The sequence below is a fragment of the Pseudomonas sp. NFACC46-3 genome, assembly GCF_900114515.1.
In the GTDB taxonomy this organism is placed as follows: domain Bacteria; phylum Pseudomonadota; class Gammaproteobacteria; order Pseudomonadales; family Pseudomonadaceae; genus Aquipseudomonas; species Aquipseudomonas fluorescens_Q.
Map to the genome: position 1 here is coordinate 1 of NZ_FOTH01000045.1, position 17,512 is coordinate 17,512.

The 17,512-nt window shown below is 61.8% G+C and carries 12 protein-coding genes; 6 read left to right on the plus strand and 6 right to left on the minus strand.

What is annotated here, in order from left to right:
* Positions 1-120: 120 nt before the first annotated feature.
* From BM300_RS27420 to BM300_RS27430, 3 genes are all read right to left on the minus strand, one after another.
* A complete protein-coding gene (locus tag BM300_RS27420) occupies positions 121-1,365 on the minus strand; it encodes a lipoprotein-releasing ABC transporter permease subunit (protein ID WP_063322170.1) in 1,245 nt (414 codons plus the stop codon).
* Between the two features lie 63 nt (positions 1,366-1,428).
* Positions 1,429-2,112: a lipoprotein-releasing ABC transporter ATP-binding protein LolD gene (lolD, locus tag BM300_RS27425; RefSeq protein ID WP_170862110.1), complete on the minus strand. Its 684-nt coding sequence runs from the start codon at positions 2,110-2,112 to the stop codon at positions 1,429-1,431.
* A gap of 7 nt (positions 2,113-2,119) precedes the next feature.
* Positions 2,120-3,370 (minus strand): lipoprotein-releasing ABC transporter permease subunit, encoded by a 1,251-nt coding sequence (locus BM300_RS27430; protein WP_003199675.1) that lies wholly within the window; start codon positions 3,368-3,370, stop codon positions 2,120-2,122.
* Positions 3,371-3,464: 94 nt separating this feature from the next.
* Here BM300_RS27430 and BM300_RS27435 point away from each other — a divergent pair, with 94 nt between their 5' ends.
* Both BM300_RS27435 and BM300_RS27440 read left to right on the plus strand, forming a co-directional pair.
* Positions 3,465-4,061, plus strand: coding sequence for a PilZ domain-containing protein (locus BM300_RS27435; protein WP_092148363.1), 597 nt, complete (start codon positions 3,465-3,467; stop codon positions 4,059-4,061).
* The gene (locus BM300_RS27440; RefSeq protein WP_003199672.1) at positions 4,058-4,780 is read left to right on the plus strand and encodes a glycerophosphodiester phosphodiesterase; all 723 of its coding nucleotides are present in this window, start codon (positions 4,058-4,060) and stop codon (positions 4,778-4,780) included. Before BM300_RS27435 ends, BM300_RS27440 begins: the two co-directional genes overlap by 4 nt.
* 42 nt (positions 4,781-4,822) lie before the next feature.
* Here the strand turns inward: BM300_RS27440 and sthA are convergent, their stop codons facing one another.
* Positions 4,823-6,217, minus strand: coding sequence for a Si-specific NAD(P)(+) transhydrogenase (gene sthA / locus BM300_RS27445; RefSeq protein WP_003183399.1), 1,395 nt, complete (start codon positions 6,215-6,217; stop codon positions 4,823-4,825).
* 359 nt (positions 6,218-6,576) lie between these two features.
* Complete coding sequence (locus BM300_RS27450) at positions 6,577-7,626, minus strand: FAD:protein FMN transferase (RefSeq protein ID WP_371914673.1); 1,050 nt, start codon at positions 7,624-7,626, stop codon at positions 6,577-6,579.
* A gap of 70 nt (positions 7,627-7,696) precedes the next feature.
* Here BM300_RS27450 and BM300_RS27455 point away from each other — a divergent pair, with 70 nt between their 5' ends.
* On the plus strand, positions 7,697-8,995 hold the full coding sequence (locus tag BM300_RS27455) for an MFS transporter (RefSeq protein WP_092345913.1): 1,299 nt from the start codon (positions 7,697-7,699) through the stop codon (positions 8,993-8,995).
* Positions 8,996-9,094: 99 nt separating this feature from the next.
* Here the strand turns inward: BM300_RS27455 and BM300_RS27460 are convergent, their stop codons facing one another.
* Complete coding sequence (locus BM300_RS27460) at positions 9,095-10,558, minus strand: glyceraldehyde-3-phosphate dehydrogenase (RefSeq protein ID WP_063322177.1); 1,464 nt, start codon at positions 10,556-10,558, stop codon at positions 9,095-9,097.
* Positions 10,559-10,726: 168 nt separating this feature from the next.
* Between BM300_RS27460 and mfd the strand changes: the two genes are divergently transcribed.
* Genes mfd through BM300_RS27475 form a run of 3 tightly spaced genes read left to right on the plus strand, consistent with a single transcriptional unit; the run spans position 10,727 to position 17,458 of the window.
* Positions 10,727-14,176 (plus strand): transcription-repair coupling factor, encoded by a 3,450-nt coding sequence (gene mfd, locus BM300_RS27465; RefSeq protein WP_092148372.1) that lies wholly within the window; start codon positions 10,727-10,729, stop codon positions 14,174-14,176.
* A 10-nt stretch (positions 14,177-14,186) separates the two neighbouring features.
* Positions 14,187-14,753 (plus strand): CsiV family protein, encoded by a 567-nt coding sequence (locus BM300_RS27470; RefSeq protein WP_092148375.1) that lies wholly within the window; start codon positions 14,187-14,189, stop codon positions 14,751-14,753.
* Between the two features lie 11 nt (positions 14,754-14,764).
* Positions 14,765-17,458, plus strand: coding sequence for a DEAD/DEAH box helicase (locus BM300_RS27475; RefSeq protein WP_092345911.1), 2,694 nt, complete (start codon positions 14,765-14,767; stop codon positions 17,456-17,458).
* The last annotated feature ends 54 nt before the right edge of the window (positions 17,459-17,512 follow it).

Genomic DNA, 17,512 nt, shown 5'->3' on the forward strand with positions numbered 1-17,512 from the left:
CTCGCCACAAAAGCATCCCGCTCGACCAACCGATTTGCTCTTGAAACTGACACTGATTCGAGGCATTCCCTTAACCCGCGCCATGCCCAATTCCCCGTGGCGAGGAAGCTTCACGGCGTATCAGGAATACCGCAACGCCTGCGCCGGTTCGATCTTCGCCGCACGCCACGCCGGGTACACGGTGGCGAGGAAGCTCAGGATGAACCCGGCCGAGCAGATCAGCACCACGTCCCCACGCTGCAGCTCCGACGGCAGGTTGCTGACGAAGTACACGTCGGAACTGAAGATGTGCTGGCCGCTGACCCTTTCCAGCCAGCCCACCAGCGCACTGACGTTCAACGCCGCGATCACCCCCAGCACGCCGCCAATCAGCGTACCGACAACGCCGATCACCGTGCCCTGGACCATGAAGATCGCCATGATCTGCCGCGGCGTGGCGCCGATGGTGCGCAGGATCGCGATGTCCGCGCCTTTGTCGTTCACCACCATGATCAGGGTGGCGATGATGTTGAACGCCGCCACCGCAACGATCATCAGCAGCAGCAAGCCGATCATGGTTTTTTCCATTTTCATGGCACTGAACAGGCTGCCCTGGGTGTGTGTCCAGTCGTCAGCCTTGTAGGCCGCGCCAAGGTTGGTGGCGATGTCACCGGAGACCTTCGGCGCCGCGTACAAATCCTTCACCGCCAGGCGCACGCTTTGTACCTGGTTCGGCTGCCAATGCTGCATCTGTGCGGCATCGGCCAGGTGGATCAGCGCCATGGAGCCGTCCAGCTCGGCGCCCACCTTGAACACACCCACCACATTCAGCCGCTGCATCCGTGGGGTGATGCCGCCGGGGGCCGTGCTGACTTCCGGCACGATCAGGGTGATTTTGTCGCCGACGTTCAGACGAAAACGCCGGGCGGTGATTTCGCCGATCACGACACCAAACTCGCCCGGCTTCAAGGCATCCAGACGCCCCTGGACGATATGCTGGGCGACAATGGACACCTTGCCTTCCTGGGCCGGATCGACGCCACTGATCTGGATCGGCTGCATCGAGCCCTTATGGCTGAGCATGCCCTCCATTTCGGTGAATGGCACCGCAGCGGTGACTTCAGGATTTTTCAGCGCCGCGGCGGCCACCGGTTGCCAGTCGTCGATCGGATTGACGCCGACGATCGTGGCGTGGGGCACCATGCCGAGGATGCGCGAGCTCATTTCGCGCTGGAAGCCGTTCATCACCGACAACACCACGATCATCGCCAGCACACCCAGGGCGAGGCCGATCATCGAGGTCATGGATATGAACGAAACAAAGCGATTGCGGCGCTTGGCGCGGGTATAGCGCGTGCCGATGAAGATCGATAACGGTCTGAACATTCGCGGGGCACCGTATGAAAATAAAAGACCCGGCGCTTGCAGCAAGTACCGGGTTTCGGTCGGTCAGATGGGCTTCAGGCAACCTTCCTGCAAGTGCAGGACGCGGTCCATCTGCCGGGCCAGGTTCATGTCGTGGGTCACCACCAGGAACGCGGTACGCATCGACGTGCTGAGCTCCAGCATCAAATCCTGGATGCCTTGGGCGGTGTGGGAGTCGAGGTTGCCGGTCGGCTCGTCGAGCATCACCAGCCCAGGCTTGTTGACCAAGGCCCGGGCAATCGCCACGCGCTGGCGTTCACCACCGGACAATTCGGCCGGCTTGTGCTCCAGGCGATGCCCCAGCCCTACCCGCTCCAGCAACGCCGTGGCGCGCTGACGGGCCTCAGGAATCGCCGTGCGGCCAATCAACAGCGGCATGCAGACGTTTTCCAGCGCGGTGAACTCGGGCAGCAAATGGTGGAACTGGTAGACGAAGCCCAGGGAACGGTTGCGCAGCAGGCCACGGGCTTTCTCGTTCAGCGCCGAAAGCTCTTCGCCAGCCAGCCAGACACTGCCGGCGGTTGGCGTATCCAGGCCGCCCAGCAGGTTGAGCAAGGTACTCTTGCCCGACCCGGAGGTGCCGACAATCGCCACGCGCTCGCCAGGATGCAGCTCCAGCTGCAGGCCCGACAACACCACCACCGACTCCGGGCCCTCCTCGTAGGATTTGCCCAGGTTGCGGCAACTCAAGATTGCTTTTTCACTCATGCCCGACTCACTCATAACGTAACGCCTCCGCAGGCTGGGTGCGCGCGGCACGCCAGGCAGGATACAGGGTGGCGAGGAAACTCAGGACCAACGCGGCGCCGCAGACCATCAACACGTCATCGGCCTGCAATTGCGATGGCAGGTAGTCGATGAAGTACACGTCGGCGTTGAGAAACTTGTGCCCGATCAGGCCTTCGAGGGCGGCGATCGCGGCGCTGACGTTCAGCGCGGCGAACATCCCGACCAGGGCGCCGACGAACGTACCGATCACGCCAATGACCGTGCCCTGGACCATGAAGATCCGCATGATCTGCCCCGGCGTGGCGCCAAGGGTACGCAGGATCGCGATATCGCCCTTCTTGTCGTTCACCACCATCACCAGCGTGGAGATGATGTTGAACGCCGCCACGGCAACGATCAGCAACAGCAGCAGGCCGATCATGGCTTTTTCCATGCGGATCGCCTGGTACAGGTTGCCGTGGGTACGGGTCCAGTCCCGGGCGTAGTAACGATCTTCGCCGAGTTGCTGGGCGATGGTCCACGCCACACGCGGTGCCTGGAACAGATCATCGAACTTCAACCGCAGGCCCTGGACCTGATCCGGCTTCCAGCGATGCAGGCGCGCCAGGTCCTGGAGATTGGTGACGCCCAGGTAACCATCGAGCTCGCCAGCGCCGACATGGAAAATGCCGACCACGGTAAAGCGTTTCATGCGCGGGAACATGCCGCCCGGGGTCACGGTGACTTCCGGGGCGACGAAGGTCAGCTTGTCGCCAATGGCAACGCCGAGCTTGGCCGCGGCCTTGTCGCCGATGACGATGCCGAAACTGCCTGGCGCCAGGTCATCGAGTTTTCCCTGCTGCATGAAGTTGTCGATGATCGACACCTGCCGCTCGAGCCCGGGGTCGATGCCATTGAGCAACACTTTGGACACCTTGCCGTCGTTGGTCAGCAGCCCTTGCATCTGGGTGAACGGCGCCACGGCCAGCACCTGCGGGTTCTGCTTGACCTTGGCGGCCAGGCTCGGCCAATCGCTGATGGCTTCGCCGGACTCGAGGGTCGCGTGGGGCACCATGCCCAGCACGCGGGTGCGCATCTCATGGTCGAAGCCGTTCATCACCGAGAGCACGACGATCATCACGACCACGCCAAGGGCCAGCCCGATGATGGACGTCAGGGAAATGAACGATACGAAATGATTGCGACGCTTTGCACGGGTATAACGCGTGCCGATAAATACGAAGAGAGGTCTGAACATGTCGGGGCTTGTTCGGAGGGAAAAGGAACGTCCTTGTGGCGGGGGTCACAAACCAGCTTTACACTCAGACCACCGCCGCTACCATGGGTTCGCCATGTCGACATTAGATGAAGAAGATCGCCGCGAATACTACCGTATCGAGGACACGATCGCACTGGAAATTCGGCCCCTGTCCATTCCTGAAGCTGCTGGCCAGGAAGTGTTGCAGGATGCTTCTCCATTGTTCAATCTGCTCAGTGAATTGCACCTGAGCGAATTCGAGTCACAGCACCTGCTGCGCCAGATCAGCGAGCGCGAACGCAGCATCGCGGCATACCTCAAGGCAATGAACAAACGCATCGACCTGCTCAGCCAGGTCATCGCCCTGACGGTGCTCGGCGAAATCGGCGAACCGCAACCGGTGATCATTTCCGAAGGCGGCGTCGACTTCCAACACCCCACGCCGATCGCGGCCGGCACCCACTTGTCGATCAAGCTGGTGCTGATGCCGCAAGCCCTCGGTCTGTTGCTGCGGGCGCGGGTCACCCACTGCGACCCCAAGGGCGATGGCTTCGACGTGGGCACCGAGTTCGAACGCCCGACCGACGCCCAGCGCCAGTTGCTGGCCCGCTACATCCTGCAGAAACAGGCGCAAGAGCGGCGCCTGGCCCGGGAACAGAACGACTCAGGTATCAATAAGGAAGAACCGTGACCCTCATTTATGGCCACCGCGGCGCCAAGGGCGAAGCGCCGGAAAACACCCTGACCGGTTTTCAGGAGTGCCTCAAGCACGGCGTACGCCGTTGCGAGCTGGACCTGCACCTTTCGATGGACGGCGAGTTGATGGTGATCCACGACCCGACCCTCAAGCGCACCACCGATCGCCGGGGCAAGGTGGTCGAGCATACCGCCGCCGAGCTGGTGACCTACGATGCGCGCAAGGGAGGCCCGGGCTGGATCAAGCCGTGCCCGATCCCACGCCTGGAGGAGCTGTTCGAGAAGTGTGATTTCGAGCACTGGCAATTGGAGGTCAAAAGCGCCTCGCGCACCCGCGCCGCCGCGACGGTGCTGGGCATTCGCGAAATGGCCCAGCGTTTCGGGCTGCTGGACAAAATCACCATCACGTCCAGTTCCCGGGAAGTGCTCAAGGCAGCCCTGGACCTGACCCCGGACATCTCCCGCGGACTGGTGGCCGAATACGCCTGGCTCGACCCGTTGAAGGTCGCCCAGAGTTACGGCTGCGAGATTCTGGCGCTGAACTGGACCCTGTGCACGCCGGAACGCCTGATCAAGGCGCAACGCCAGGGGCTGCATGTGTCGGTGTGGACCGTCAACGAGCCCGCGCTGATGCGCAGGCTCGCCGATTTTGGCGCTGACAGCCTGATTACAGACTTTCCCGGTTTGGCCACTGCCACCCTCGAGAATTGCTGAAATCGGTCTCCCCGGCCGGCTCAGGCCACCGGCCGGAGCCGCTCAAAAAAGCCGGTTGAGCCCGTCATAGGCAGCTACCCGATAGGCTTCGGCCATGGTCGGGTAGTTGAACGTGGTGTTGACGAAGTACTTCAACGTGTTCAATTCGCCCGGCTGGTTCATGATCGCCTGGCCGATGTGCACGATCTCCGACGCCTGGTAGCCGAAGCAGTGCACGCCCAGTACTTCCAGGGTCTCGCGGTGGAACAGGATCTTCAGCATGCCTTGCGGCTCGCCGGCGATCTGCGCCCGCGCCATGCTCTTGAAGAAGGCCTTGCCCACTTCATACGGCACCTTGGCCTGGGTCAGCTCCTGCTCGTTCTTGCCGATCGAGCTGATTTCCGGAATGGTGTAGATCCCGGTCGGTACGTCGTTGACGAAGCGCCAGCTGCCGTTGTCGACAATACTGCCGGCGGCCGAACGGCCCTGGTCGTGGGCGGCACTGGCCAGGCTCGGCCAGCCAATCACGTCACCGGCACCGTAGATGTTCGGTACACAGGTACGGTAGTTTTCGTCGACTTCGATCTGGCCGCGGCTGTTGACCTTCACACCAATGTTTTCCAGGCCCAGGGTGTCGGTGTTACCGGTACGACCGTTACACCAGAGCAAGGCGTCGGCCTTGATCTTCTTGCCGGACTTGAGGTGCAGGATCACGCCATTGTCGACGCCTTCCACGCGGTCGTAGTCTTCGTTGTGGCGCACGGTGATGTTGTTGTTGCTGAAGTGATAGCTCAGGGCCTGGGAGATTTCCGAGTCCAGGAAGCTCAGCAACTGGCCGCGGTTATCCACCAGTTCCACCAGCACACCCAGGCCGCTGAAGATCGAGGCGTATTCGCAACCGATCACGCCAGCGCCGTAGACGATGAGCTTACGCGGGGTGTGACCCAGGCTCAGGATGGTGTCACTATCGTAGATACGCGCGTGGTTGAAATCGATGTCGGCCGGGCGATACGGGCGCGAGCCGGTGGCGATGATGATGTGCTTGGCCACCAGTTTCTCGACCACGCCGTTGCCGCAGACCACTTCGACGGTCTGCTCATCAGCAAAGCTGCCGGTGCCAAAGAACACGTCAACGCGATTGCGGGCGTAGTAGCCAGTGCGCGAGGCCACCTGCTTGGAGATCACCTTCTCGGCGCTCTTGAGCACGTCCGGGAAGGAGAACCAACGCGGTTCGCCGATGGCACGGAACATCGGGTTGGTGTTGAACTGCATGATCTGCCGGACCGAGTGACGCAAGGCCTTGGACGGGATGGTACCCAAGTGGGTGCAGTTGCCGCCGACCTGCCGACGACTGTCGACCATCGCCACCTTGCGCCCTGCCTTGGCCGCGTTCATTGCCGCGCCTTCCCCCGCCGGGCCGGAACCCAGTACCACCACGTCGTAGTTGTAGACAGCCATGCGTACTCCTCAGAACAGGCCGCGGCACCACACTTGGCGCCGACGGCTAAATCATGCCGGCCCGCGGCATGAAGGAACAATTTGGGGCCGGTTCACGAGCCCGGCCACAGTCTATAGAAGCGTCAACGCCGCGCACATTACCCCTTGGTCGCGTCGTAGGCTAGTTTTGCCTGCGCTATTTCGCCACACCTACACTTTCACCAGCCTGTCATCGCTACTATTTCAGATTTGCCTTAATCAATGTGGCGAGGGAGCTTGCTCCCGCTGGGCTGCGCAGCAGACCCATTTTTGTGAGCGCTTCGCACTCAAGCGGGAGCAAGCTCCCTCGCCACAGGTCGCCTGCATCCTGAAGGCTGTCATCATTGGGTTTTTCCACCACTGATCCGTTCAAACACATCGTTGGTACGGGAGACAAAACGATTGCCATCGCGCAGTACAAAAAATACCCCGATGCCGTGCTTTTCGGCATAGTCCCAACCCCGTTCAGGACCGAGAATCAGCAACAGCGTCGATAGTCCATCGGCCATCAACGCTGAAGGATGAATCACCGTGACGGACGCCAGGTCATGTAGGACCGGCGCACCGGTGCGGGCATCAAAAGTGTGGGAATAACGCCTGCCGCCCTGCTCGAAATACTTACGGTAGTCGCCCGAGGTGGAAACCCCGTAGCCGTTGACCTCGATGACACGCTCCGCTACTTGCCGGTCGTCCCGGGGCTCTTCCAGGGCGATACGCCAGGCCGAACCATCGGGTTTGCGCCCGACGGCCTTGAGTTCGCCGGTGGCTTCGGCCAGGTAACTGTCGATGCCCAGGGCCTGGAGCCTGGCGGCGATGCGGTCGACGGCATAACCCGCGGCGATACTGTTGAAGTCGACTTCCGCTGCCGCGTCTTTGCACAACCGGTCGCCCTCGATGCGCAAATGACCATGACCGACGCGCTGGCGCACCAAGGCCAAGGCTTCGGCGGTCGGTACTTTTTCTTCGCGAGACTGAGGACCGAAGCCCCACAGGTTCAGCAGCGGTTCCACAGTCAGGTCGAAGGAGCCGTCGCTTTGAACCGACAACTGCTCACCTACGCCGACCAACTCCAGGAGCGGGCCAGGCATGACCTGACAGCTATTGGCCGGCAGCGCGTTGAAACGCTCGATGTCCGAGTCGCTGCGATAGGTTGAGAGTTGCCGATCCACTTCGGCAAGGATGTTTTCCACCTCGGCCTGCACCGTTTTCGCAGTGGGCCCGGCAGAATGTCTGACGTACTGAATCGAATAATGACTGCCCATGGTCGGGCCATCGAAGCGCTCCAGGGTGTCGCCGTTGCCGCAACCCGACAACACGCCGGCCAGCACCACAAGGCCAATCCATCGTCCAGTTAACAAATCTTCATCTCCCCTCAAAACCGCGACCGCCATTATGAACTCCAGCGCTCCCACAGGGGACGCAGTGCCTCCATACAAGATTTGCCAGAGTGAGTACCTACACATGTCTTCCCAAACGAGCAACGGCAAGGCGATTTTTCGCGTTGTCAGCGGCAACTTCCTGGAGATGTTCGACTTCATGGTCTATGGCTTCTACGCCACGGCCATCGCCAAGACGTTCTTCCCCGCCGACAGTGCATTCGCCTCGCTGATGCTGTCCCTGGCCACGTTTGGTGCCGGGTTCCTGATGCGCCCCCTCGGAGCGATTTTTCTCGGCGCCTACATCGACCGCCACGGCCGTCGCAAAGGCTTGATCATCACCCTGGCGATGATGGCCGCCGGCACGGTGCTTATCGCCTGTGTGCCGGGTTACGCCACCCTCGGCGTGGCGGCACCGCTGCTGGTGCTGCTGGGGCGATTGCTGCAGGGCTTTTCCGCCGGTGTTGAGCTGGGCGGTGTATCGGTGTACCTGGCAGAAATTTCCACGCCGGGGCGCAAAGGGTTCTTTGTCAGTTGGCAGTCCGCCAGCCAACAGGCTGCCGTGGTGTTTGCCGGCCTGCTGGGGGTCGGCCTCAATCACTGGCTGAGTCCCCAGGAGATGGGCGAATGGGGATGGCGCGTGCCGTTCCTGGTGGGCTGCATGATCGTGCCGGCGATATTCGTGATCCGTCGCTCATTGGAAGAAACACCTGAGTTCCAAGCGAGAAAACATCGCCCCTGCCTGTCGGAAATTGTCCGCTCCATCGGTCAGAACTTCGGCATTGTCTTGGCCGGCATGGCGCTGGTGGTAATGACCACCGTATCGTTCTACCTGATCACCGCCTACACACCGACCTTCGGCAAGGCCGAGTTGAACCTGTCGGACCTGGATGCGCTACTGGTCACGGTCTGCATCGGCTTGTCGAATTTCTTCTGGCTGCCCGTGATGGGGGCGCTTTCCGACAAGGTCGGACGTAAACCCCTGCTGCTCGGCGCGACTATCCTGGCGATCCTCACCGCCTATCCCGCGCTGTCCTGGTTGGTGGCGAACCCCAGCTTCAGCCATTTGCTGATCGTCGAGCTGTGGTTGTCGTTCCTGTATGGATCGTACAACGGCGCCATGGTCGTCGCCTTGACGGAAATCATGCCGCTCGAAGTGCGTACCACCGGCTTCTCCCTGGCCTACAGTCTGGCAACCGCGACCTTCGGTGGGTTTACGCCAGCGGCCTGTACTTATCTGATTCACGTACTGGACAACAAGGCCGCACCGGGGATATGGCTCAGTGGGGCGGCGGTGCTGGGGTTGATTGCCACCCTGGTGTTGTTCAAGGGCAACCGTCATGAGTTGCGGACCGCGCAAGCTTCGGTGGTGGGCGGCGCCTGATAGATTGCCTGCTCGCGAAGAGGCCGAGCCACTCAACACAAAACCTCCAGATACAAAAACGCCCCGACAAGTCGGGGCGTTTTCATGTGCGGCTAAGGCTTAGCGCGGGAACGCTGGCGGGTTTACACCAGCCATGTCTTCCATCACGCGAACCACCTGGCAGCTGTAACCGAACTCGTTGTCGTACCAAACGTACAACACAACGCGGTTGTCCTGAACGATGGTCGCTTCAGCGTCGACCACGCCGGCATGGCGCGAACCAACGAAGTCGGTGGACACCACTTCCTGGGAATTGACGAAGTCGATCTGCTTGTGCAGGTCGGAGTGCAGCGCCATGTAGCGCAGGTACTCGTTCATCTCTTCACGGGTGGCGGCTTTCTCAAGGTTCAGGTTGAGGATGGCCATCGACACGTTCGGCGTCGGCACACGGATCGCGTTGCCGGTCAGCTTGCCAGCCAGCTCAGGCAGGGCCTTGGCAGCGGCGGTGGCGGCACCGGTCTCGGTGAGGACCATGTTCAGCGCGGCGCTGCGGCCACGGCGGTCGCCCTTGTGGAAGTTGTCGATCAGGTTCTGGTCGTTGGTGTACGAGTGAACCGTTTCAACGTGACCGTTGACGATGCCGAACTTGTCGTTCACCGCCTTGAGCACCGGCACGATGGCGTTGGTGGTGCAGGAAGCCGCGGAAACGATCTTGTCGTCAGCGGTGATGTCGCCGTGGTTGATGCCGTGAACGATGTTCTTCAGCTTGCCCTTGCCAGGCGCGGTCAGCACGACGCGGTCGATGCCCGGACAGGCCAGGTGCTGGCCCAGGCCCTCGGCATCACGCCATACGCCGGTGTTGTCCACCAGCAGTGCGTCCTTGATGCCGTACTGGGTGTAGTCGACCTCGGTCGGGTTCTTCGCGTAGATCACCTGGATCAGGTTGCCGTTGGCGAGAATGGTGTTGTTTTCTTCATCGATGATGATGGTGCCGTTGAACGAACCATGGACCGAATCACGACGCAGCAGGCTGGCGCGCTTGGTCAGGTCGTTCTCGGCGCCTTTGCGCACCACGATGGCCCGCAGGCGCAGGCCGTCGCCGCCACCGGTTTTTTCGATCAGGATGCGCGCCAGCAGACGGCCGATACGACCGAAGCCGTACAGGACCACGTCAGTGCCTTTGCGAGGCGAAGCGTTCTGCTGGCCAACCACATCGGCCATCTCTTCACGAACGAACTGCTCGGCGCTACGGCCATTGCCTTCACTGCGGAATTTGAACGCCAACTTGCCCAGGTCCACCGAAGCCGCGCCGAGCTTGAGCTCGCTCATGGCTTTGAGCAGGGGGAATGTTTCGTGGACGGAGAGTTCGCTGTCGTCGGAAGAACGGTGGCGAGCAAAGCGATGGGCTTTGAGGATCGCGATGACAGACTGGTTGATCAGGCTGCGGCCATAGATCGAGCTCACCACGTTGTTATTGCGGTAGAGCTGACCGATGAGAGGGATCATCGCTTCTGCGAGAGCTTCACGATCAATCCATTCACCAAGACACTGGTCGGGCTTCTGAGTCACGGTAACCTTCCACATGTAGGGGCTGAAAAAAGGGGCTACATTATGCCGCCGAGTCCTCGGCGGAGCAATGCGCGCCTGTCGCACCGTGGTTTTCCTGTCTGCCTGGGTAGTCTGCGACTGACAGCAGCCCCCTTCCCCCGCTACAATTGTCGACTTTGTCGCAACGCTGGAGCTCAACCTTCCGTGCCCGTTCTGCGTCTTCCGCTTCTCCCTGCCGCGGCAGGTAAACAGCACTGGGGCAACCTGCCCGGTGCCGCCCTGAGCCTGGCCATCGCCGAGGCTGCCAGCGCTGCAAAGCGCTTCACCCTGCTGCTGACCGCCGACAGCCAAAGCGCCGAGCGGCTGGAACAGGAGCTGAGTTTCTTCGCTCCGGATTTGCCGGTCTTGCATTTCCCGGACTGGGAAACCCTGCCCTACGATCTGTTTTCACCGCACCAGGACATCATTTCCCAGCGAATCGCCAGCCTTTATCGGCTGCCGGAACTCAGTCATGGCGTTTTGGTAGTGCCGATCACTACGGCCCTACATCGCCTGGCACCGACCCAATTCCTGCTTGGCAGCAGCCTGGTGCTGGACATCGGCCAGAAGCTCGATGTCGAGCAAATGCGCACCCGCCTTGAGGCCAGTGGCTATCGCTGCGTCGACACGGTGTACGAGCACGGCGAGTTCGCGGTACGCGGCGCCTTGATCGACCTGTTCCCGATGGGCAGCAAACTGCCTTATCGAATCGACCTGTTCGACGACGAAATCGAGACCCTGCGCACCTTCGACCCGGAAAACCAGCGGTCCATCGATAAAGTGCAGTCGATCCGCCTGTTGCCGGCCAAGGAGTTCCCGCTGCAAAAAGACGCCGTGACCCGCTTCAAGGCACGCTTTCGCGAACGTTTCGACGTGGATTTCCGCCGCTGCCCGATCTTCCAGGACCTGAGCAGCGGGATCACCCCCGCCGGCATCGAGTATTACCTGCCACTGTTTTTCGAAGAAACCTCCACCCTATTCGATTACCTGCCCCAGGACACCCAGGTGTTTTCCCTGCCCGGCATCGAACAGGCGGCGGAAAATTTCTGGAACGATGTGCGCAATCGCTACGAAGAGCGTCGCGTCGATCCTTCCCGTCCTTTATTACCACCCGCCGAGCTGTTCCTGCCGGTGGAAGACTGCTTTGCCCGCCTCAAGAGTTGGCCGCGGGTAGTGGCGAGCCAGCAGGACGTGGAAACCGGCGTCGGCCGTGAGCGCTTCCCGGCCAGGGCATTGCCGGACCTGGCGATCGAAGCGAAGGCCACGCAGCCCTTGGCGGCACTGGCTGGCTTTCTCGATGCGTTCCCCGGTCGCGTGCTGTTCACCGCCGAGTCCGCCGGCCGCCGTGAAGTGTTGTTGGAGCTGCTCGAACGCCTGAAGCTGCGACCAAAGACCGTCGACAGCTGGCCGGACTTCGTCGCAGGCAAGGATCGCCTGGCGATCACCATCGCACCGCTTAACGATGGCCTGGTCCTGGATGACCCGGCCCTTGCCCTGGTGGCGGAAAGCCCGCTGTTCGGGCAGCGCGTCATGCAGCGCCGTCGGCGCGAGAAACGTGCCGACGCCGCCAACGACGCGGTCATCAAGAACCTCACCGAGCTGCGCGAAGGCGCGCCCGTGGTGCACATCGACCACGGCGTAGGTCGCTACCTGGGCCTGGCGACCCTGGAAATCGACAATCAGGCCGCCGAATTCCTGACCCTGGAATACGCCGAGGGCGCCAAACTCTATGTGCCGGTGGCGAACCTGCACCTGATCGCCCGCTACACCGGCAGCGACGACGCGCTGGCCCCGCTGCATCGCCTGGGCTCGGAAACCTGGCAGAAAGCCAAGCGCAAGGCCGCCGAACAAGTGCGCGACGTGGCCGCCGAACTGCTGGACATCTATGCCCGTCGCGCCGCACGCGAGGGTTACGCCTTCGCCGACCCGAAGGCCGATTACGAAACCTTCAGCGCCGGTTTCCCGTTCGAAGAAACCGTCGACCAGCAGACCACCATCGAAGCCGTGCGTGCCGACATGCTCGCGCCCAAACCGATGGACCGGCTGGTGTGCGGCGACGTGGGCTTCGGCAAGACCGAAGTGGCGATGCGCGCCGCGTTCATTGCCGTGCACGGTGGCAAGCAGGTGGCGATCCTGGTGCCGACCACCCTGCTCGCCCAGCAGCACTACAACAGTTTCCGCGACCGCTTTGCCGACTGGCCGGTGACCGTGGAAGTGATGAGCCGTTTCAAATCCACCAAGGAAGTGAACGCCGCCGTGGCCGATCTGGCCGAGGGCAAGATCGACATCGTCATCGGTACGCACAAGCTGCTGCAGGACGACGTGAAGTTCAAGAGCCTGGGGCTGGTGATCATCGACGAAGAGCACCGCTTTGGCGTGCGCCAGAAAGAACAGCTCAAGGCCCTGCGCAGCGAAGTCGACATCCTGACCCTGACCGCCACGCCGATCCCGCGCACGCTGAACATGGCGGTATCGGGCATGCGCGACCTGTCGATCATCGCCACGCCACCGGCCCGGCGCCTGTCGGTGCGCACCTTTGTCATGGAGCAGAACAAAAGCACGGTCAAGGAAGCCCTGCTGCGTGAGTTGCTGCGTGGCGGCCAGGTCTATTACCTGCACAACGACGTGAAGACCATTGAGAAGTGCGCCGCCGACCTGGCCGAACTGGTGCCGGAAGCGCGGATCGGCATCGGCCACGGGCAAATGCGCGAGCGTGAACTCGAACAGGTGATGAGCGACTTCTACCACAAGCGCTTCAACGTGCTGATCGCCTCGACCATCATCGAGACCGGCATCGACGTGCCGAGCGCCAACACCATCATCATCGAGCGCGCCGACAAATTCGGCCTGGCCCAGTTGCATCAGTTGCGCGGCCGGGTCGGTCGTAGCCACCACCAGGCCTATGCCTACCTATTGACGCCACCGCGCCAGCAGATCACTCCGGATGCGGAAAAGCGCCTGGAGGCCATCGCCAATACCCAGGACCTGGGCGCCGGCTTCGTGCTGGCCACCAATGACCTGGAAATCCGTGGCGCCGGCGAATTGCTGGGCGACGGCCAGAGCGGCCAGATCCAGGCCGTCGGCTTCACCCTGTACATGGAAATGCTCGAACGCGCGGTCAAGTCGATCCGCAAGGGCGAGCAGCCGAACCTCGACCAGCCCCTGGGCGGCGGGCCGGAAATCAACCTGCGGGTGCCGGCGCTGATCCCGGAAGACTACCTGCCGGACGTCCACGCGCGGCTGATCCTCTACAAACGCATCGCCTCGGCCAGTGACGAGGAAGGTCTCAAGGACCTGCAGGTGGAGATGATCGACCGCTTCGGCCTGCTGCCGGAACCGACCAAGAACCTGGTGCGCACCACACAGCTCAAGCTCAAGGCCGAGCAACTGGGCATCAAGAAAGTCGATGGCGGCCCCAATGGCGGCCGGATCGAGTTCGAAGCCCAGACCCCGGTCGACCCGCTGGTGCTGATCAAGTTGATCCAAGGCCAGCCCAAACGCTACAAGTTCGAAGGTGCCACGATGTTCAAATTCATGGTACCCATGGAACGCGCGGAAGAGCGTTTCAATACCGTAGAGGCGCTGTTCGAGCGCCTCACTCCGACCACTGCTTGAAGGACGCCACATGCGCCTGTTCCGCTCACTGACCTTGTTGATGACCCTGGTCGCCCCCCTGGCGTTTGCCGACGACCTGTATCAGGTTGAAATGATCCTGGTGCGCCAGAATGCCGAGCCGGCGATTGTCAGCCGCGCCGCACCGGAAGACTGGGACGCCGGCGCGCAACGCCTGGGCGCGGACAGCCAGCGCACGCCGGCCCTGGGCAACATCGTCGAGAAACTCACCGCCAGCGGCCAATACACAGTATTGATGCACAAGGCCTGGCAGCAGACGCTCGGTGAACAGGGGCGCAAAGTTGCCATCAGCGACGGCGCCGAACAGTTCGGGCAATTCCCCATCGAGGGCACCCTGGAACTGAAGCTGGGCCGCTTCACCGACGTGGATGCCGATTTCTGGATCAACCAGATCAACGCCAATGGCCTGGTCACCTCCAGCGAGCGCCTCAAGCAGCAGAGCCATACCAAGAATGGCCAACTGAACTTCCTCGACAACGGGCATCTTGGCCTGCTGATCAAGATCACCTCGTTGACCGCGCCCGCGCCACGGCAGGCACCTGAAGTCATTCCGGACTGAGTGGCGCGCCTATGCCCTCGCCCCTGAGCAAACCCCTGGCACCTTCCTGGGTCAATCGATTCAAGGAACAGAGCCTGGAGCGCGGGCGCCGTTATGCGCTGGAAAACCGCGTCAGGATTGTCGAAGCCGGCGACAGCACCATCACCGCCAGTTGCGAAGGCTCTGGCGGTAACGTCTACCGTCAGACCATTCGCCTTAAAGAGTCAGCCAAGGGCGCGCTGATTCTGCTCGAAGCCGCGTGCTCCTGCCCGGTGCGTATCAACTGCAAGCACTGCGCGGCCGTGCTGCTGCTAGTCCAGGAAACCCTGGCCTACCCGGCCGCCGAAAAAGACGCGCAATTGCTGGAGAAACTCCAGGCCGTGCTGGACAACCGCAGCCCCAAGGCCCCGCCACAAGTACTGGTGGACAACGTGCAACCAGTGCCGCGCCTGTGGCTGGCCAGTATCGAGTTCAGCGCCTTCGAGCCGCGCAACGGCAAGATGCAGCGCTACATTCAACACCGCGCCGCACTGTCGTTCAGTTACCTGGACGAATACGTCAGTGGCCAGCGCAACACCGACGTGCTGATTCGCCAGGAAACCCAGACACTGCGGATAAAACGCCACACCGATGTGGAACAGTCCTACCGCGAACAGCTGCGAATCCTCGGCTTCAAGGTCGCGACCCGACAAAGCAAGGCCCTGCCGGAAAGCGCCGGCGAACTGTACGAAATGGTCAACGACAGTGCCTGGCTGACCTTCACCCTCAATGACCTGCCGAAACTGCGCAGCCAAGGCTGGGAATTGCAGATCGACGAGGACTTCGGCTTCGACCTGACGGCAGTGGACGAGTGGTACGCCACCGTCGAGGAAACGCCGGAGCGGGACTGGTTCGACCTGGAACTGGGGATCATCGTCAATGGCGAGCGCCTGAGCCTGCTGCCGATCCTGCTGAACCTGATGCGTTCACACATCGAATTGTTCAACCCGGAACGCCTGGCCCGGCGTCGGGACGACGAACTCATCCTGGTCAACCTGCCCAACCGCCCGAACTCGGAGTTCGGCCCGCAGCAGGTGGCCCTGCCTTATGGCCGGCTGAAGCCAGTGCTGGCGACCCTGGGCGAGTTTTACCTGCAAGAGCCCGGCACCACCAAACTGCGCCTCAACAGCGCGGATGCCCTGCGCCTGAACCCGCTGCAAGACATGCCCTTGACCTGGGAAGGTGGCGAACACATTCGCGGCCTGGCGCAACGCCTGCGGGACATCAAGGATTACACCGCCATCGCGCCCGAGGGCCTGAACGCGACGCTGCGACCTTATCAACTCGAAGGCTTGAGCTGGATGCAATCGCTCAGGCAACTGGAAGTCGGCGGCATTCTCGCGGACGACATGGGCCTGGGCAAAACCCTACAGACCCTGGCGCACATTCTCAGCGAAAAAAACGCCGGGCGCCTGGACCGGCCGTGCATGGTCGTCATGCCGACCAGCCTGATCCCCAACTGGCTCGACGAGGCGGCTCACTTCACGCCGCAGCTCAAGGTATTGGCGCTTTACGGCGCCGGGCGCAAGAAACATTTCGACCGACTGGGCGATTACGACCTGGTCCTCACCACCTATGCCCTGCTGCCCAAGGATGTCGAGCGCCTGGCCGCGCAGCCGTTGCACGTGCTGATCCTCGATGAAGCCCAGTACATCAAGAACCCCACCAGCAAAGCTGCCCAGGCCGCCCGCGAGCTCAACGCCCGCCAGCGGCTGTGCCTGTCCGGCACGCCGTTGGAAAATCACCTGGGCGAATTGTGGTCGCTGTTTCACTTCCTGCTGCCGGGGTGGCTTGGGGACGTCAAGAGTTTCAACCGCGATTACCGTGTACCGATCGAAAAGCGCGGCAGCGATGTACGACTGCAGCACCTCAACGGTCGGATAAAACCTTTCCTGCTGCGCAGGACCAAGGAGCAAGTGGCGACGGAGTTGCCGCCCAAGACCGAGATCATCCATTGGGTCGAACTCAGCGACGCCCAGCGCGACGTCTACGAGACCATGCGCCTGGCGATGGACAAGAAGGTCCGCGACGAGATCACGCGCAAAGGCGTGGCCCGCAGCCAGATCATCATTCTCGAGGCGCTGCTCAAGCTGCGCCAGGTGTGTTGCGACCTGCGCCTGCTCAACGACGCCACCCTGCCCGCCCGAGGCAGCACCTCGGGCAAGCTCGACAGCCTGATGGAAATGCTCGAAGAACTGTTCGAAGAAGGTCGCCGGGTGCTGTTGTTTTCCCAATTCACGTCCATGCTGGCGCTGATTGAAGATGAGCTGAAGAAACGCGGCGTCGATTACGCCCTCCTGACCGGCCAGACCCGCGACCGGCGCACGCCCGTCAAGGAATTCCAGAGCGGCAAGCGTCAGATCTTCCTGATCAGCCTGAAGGCTGGTGGTGTAGGCCTGAACCTGACCGAGGCCGACACGGTGATTCACTACGATCCATGGTGGAACCCGGCCACCGAAAACCAGGCGACCGACCGCGCCTACCGCATCGGCCAGGAAAAACCGGTATTCGTCTACAAGCTGATTGCCCGAGGCACGGTGGAAGAAAAGATCCAGCTGCTGCAAAAGGAAAAGTCCGACCTCGCGGCCGGCGTGCTGGACGGACGCGTGGCCGGAGACTGGAAACTGCAGAGCGACGATATCGAAGCGTTGTTCGCGCCGCTGCCGGACAAACTGGAAAAGCGCTGATTCACACCGTTTCCTGTGGGAGCGAGCCTGCTCGCGATAGCTGACTATCAGGCG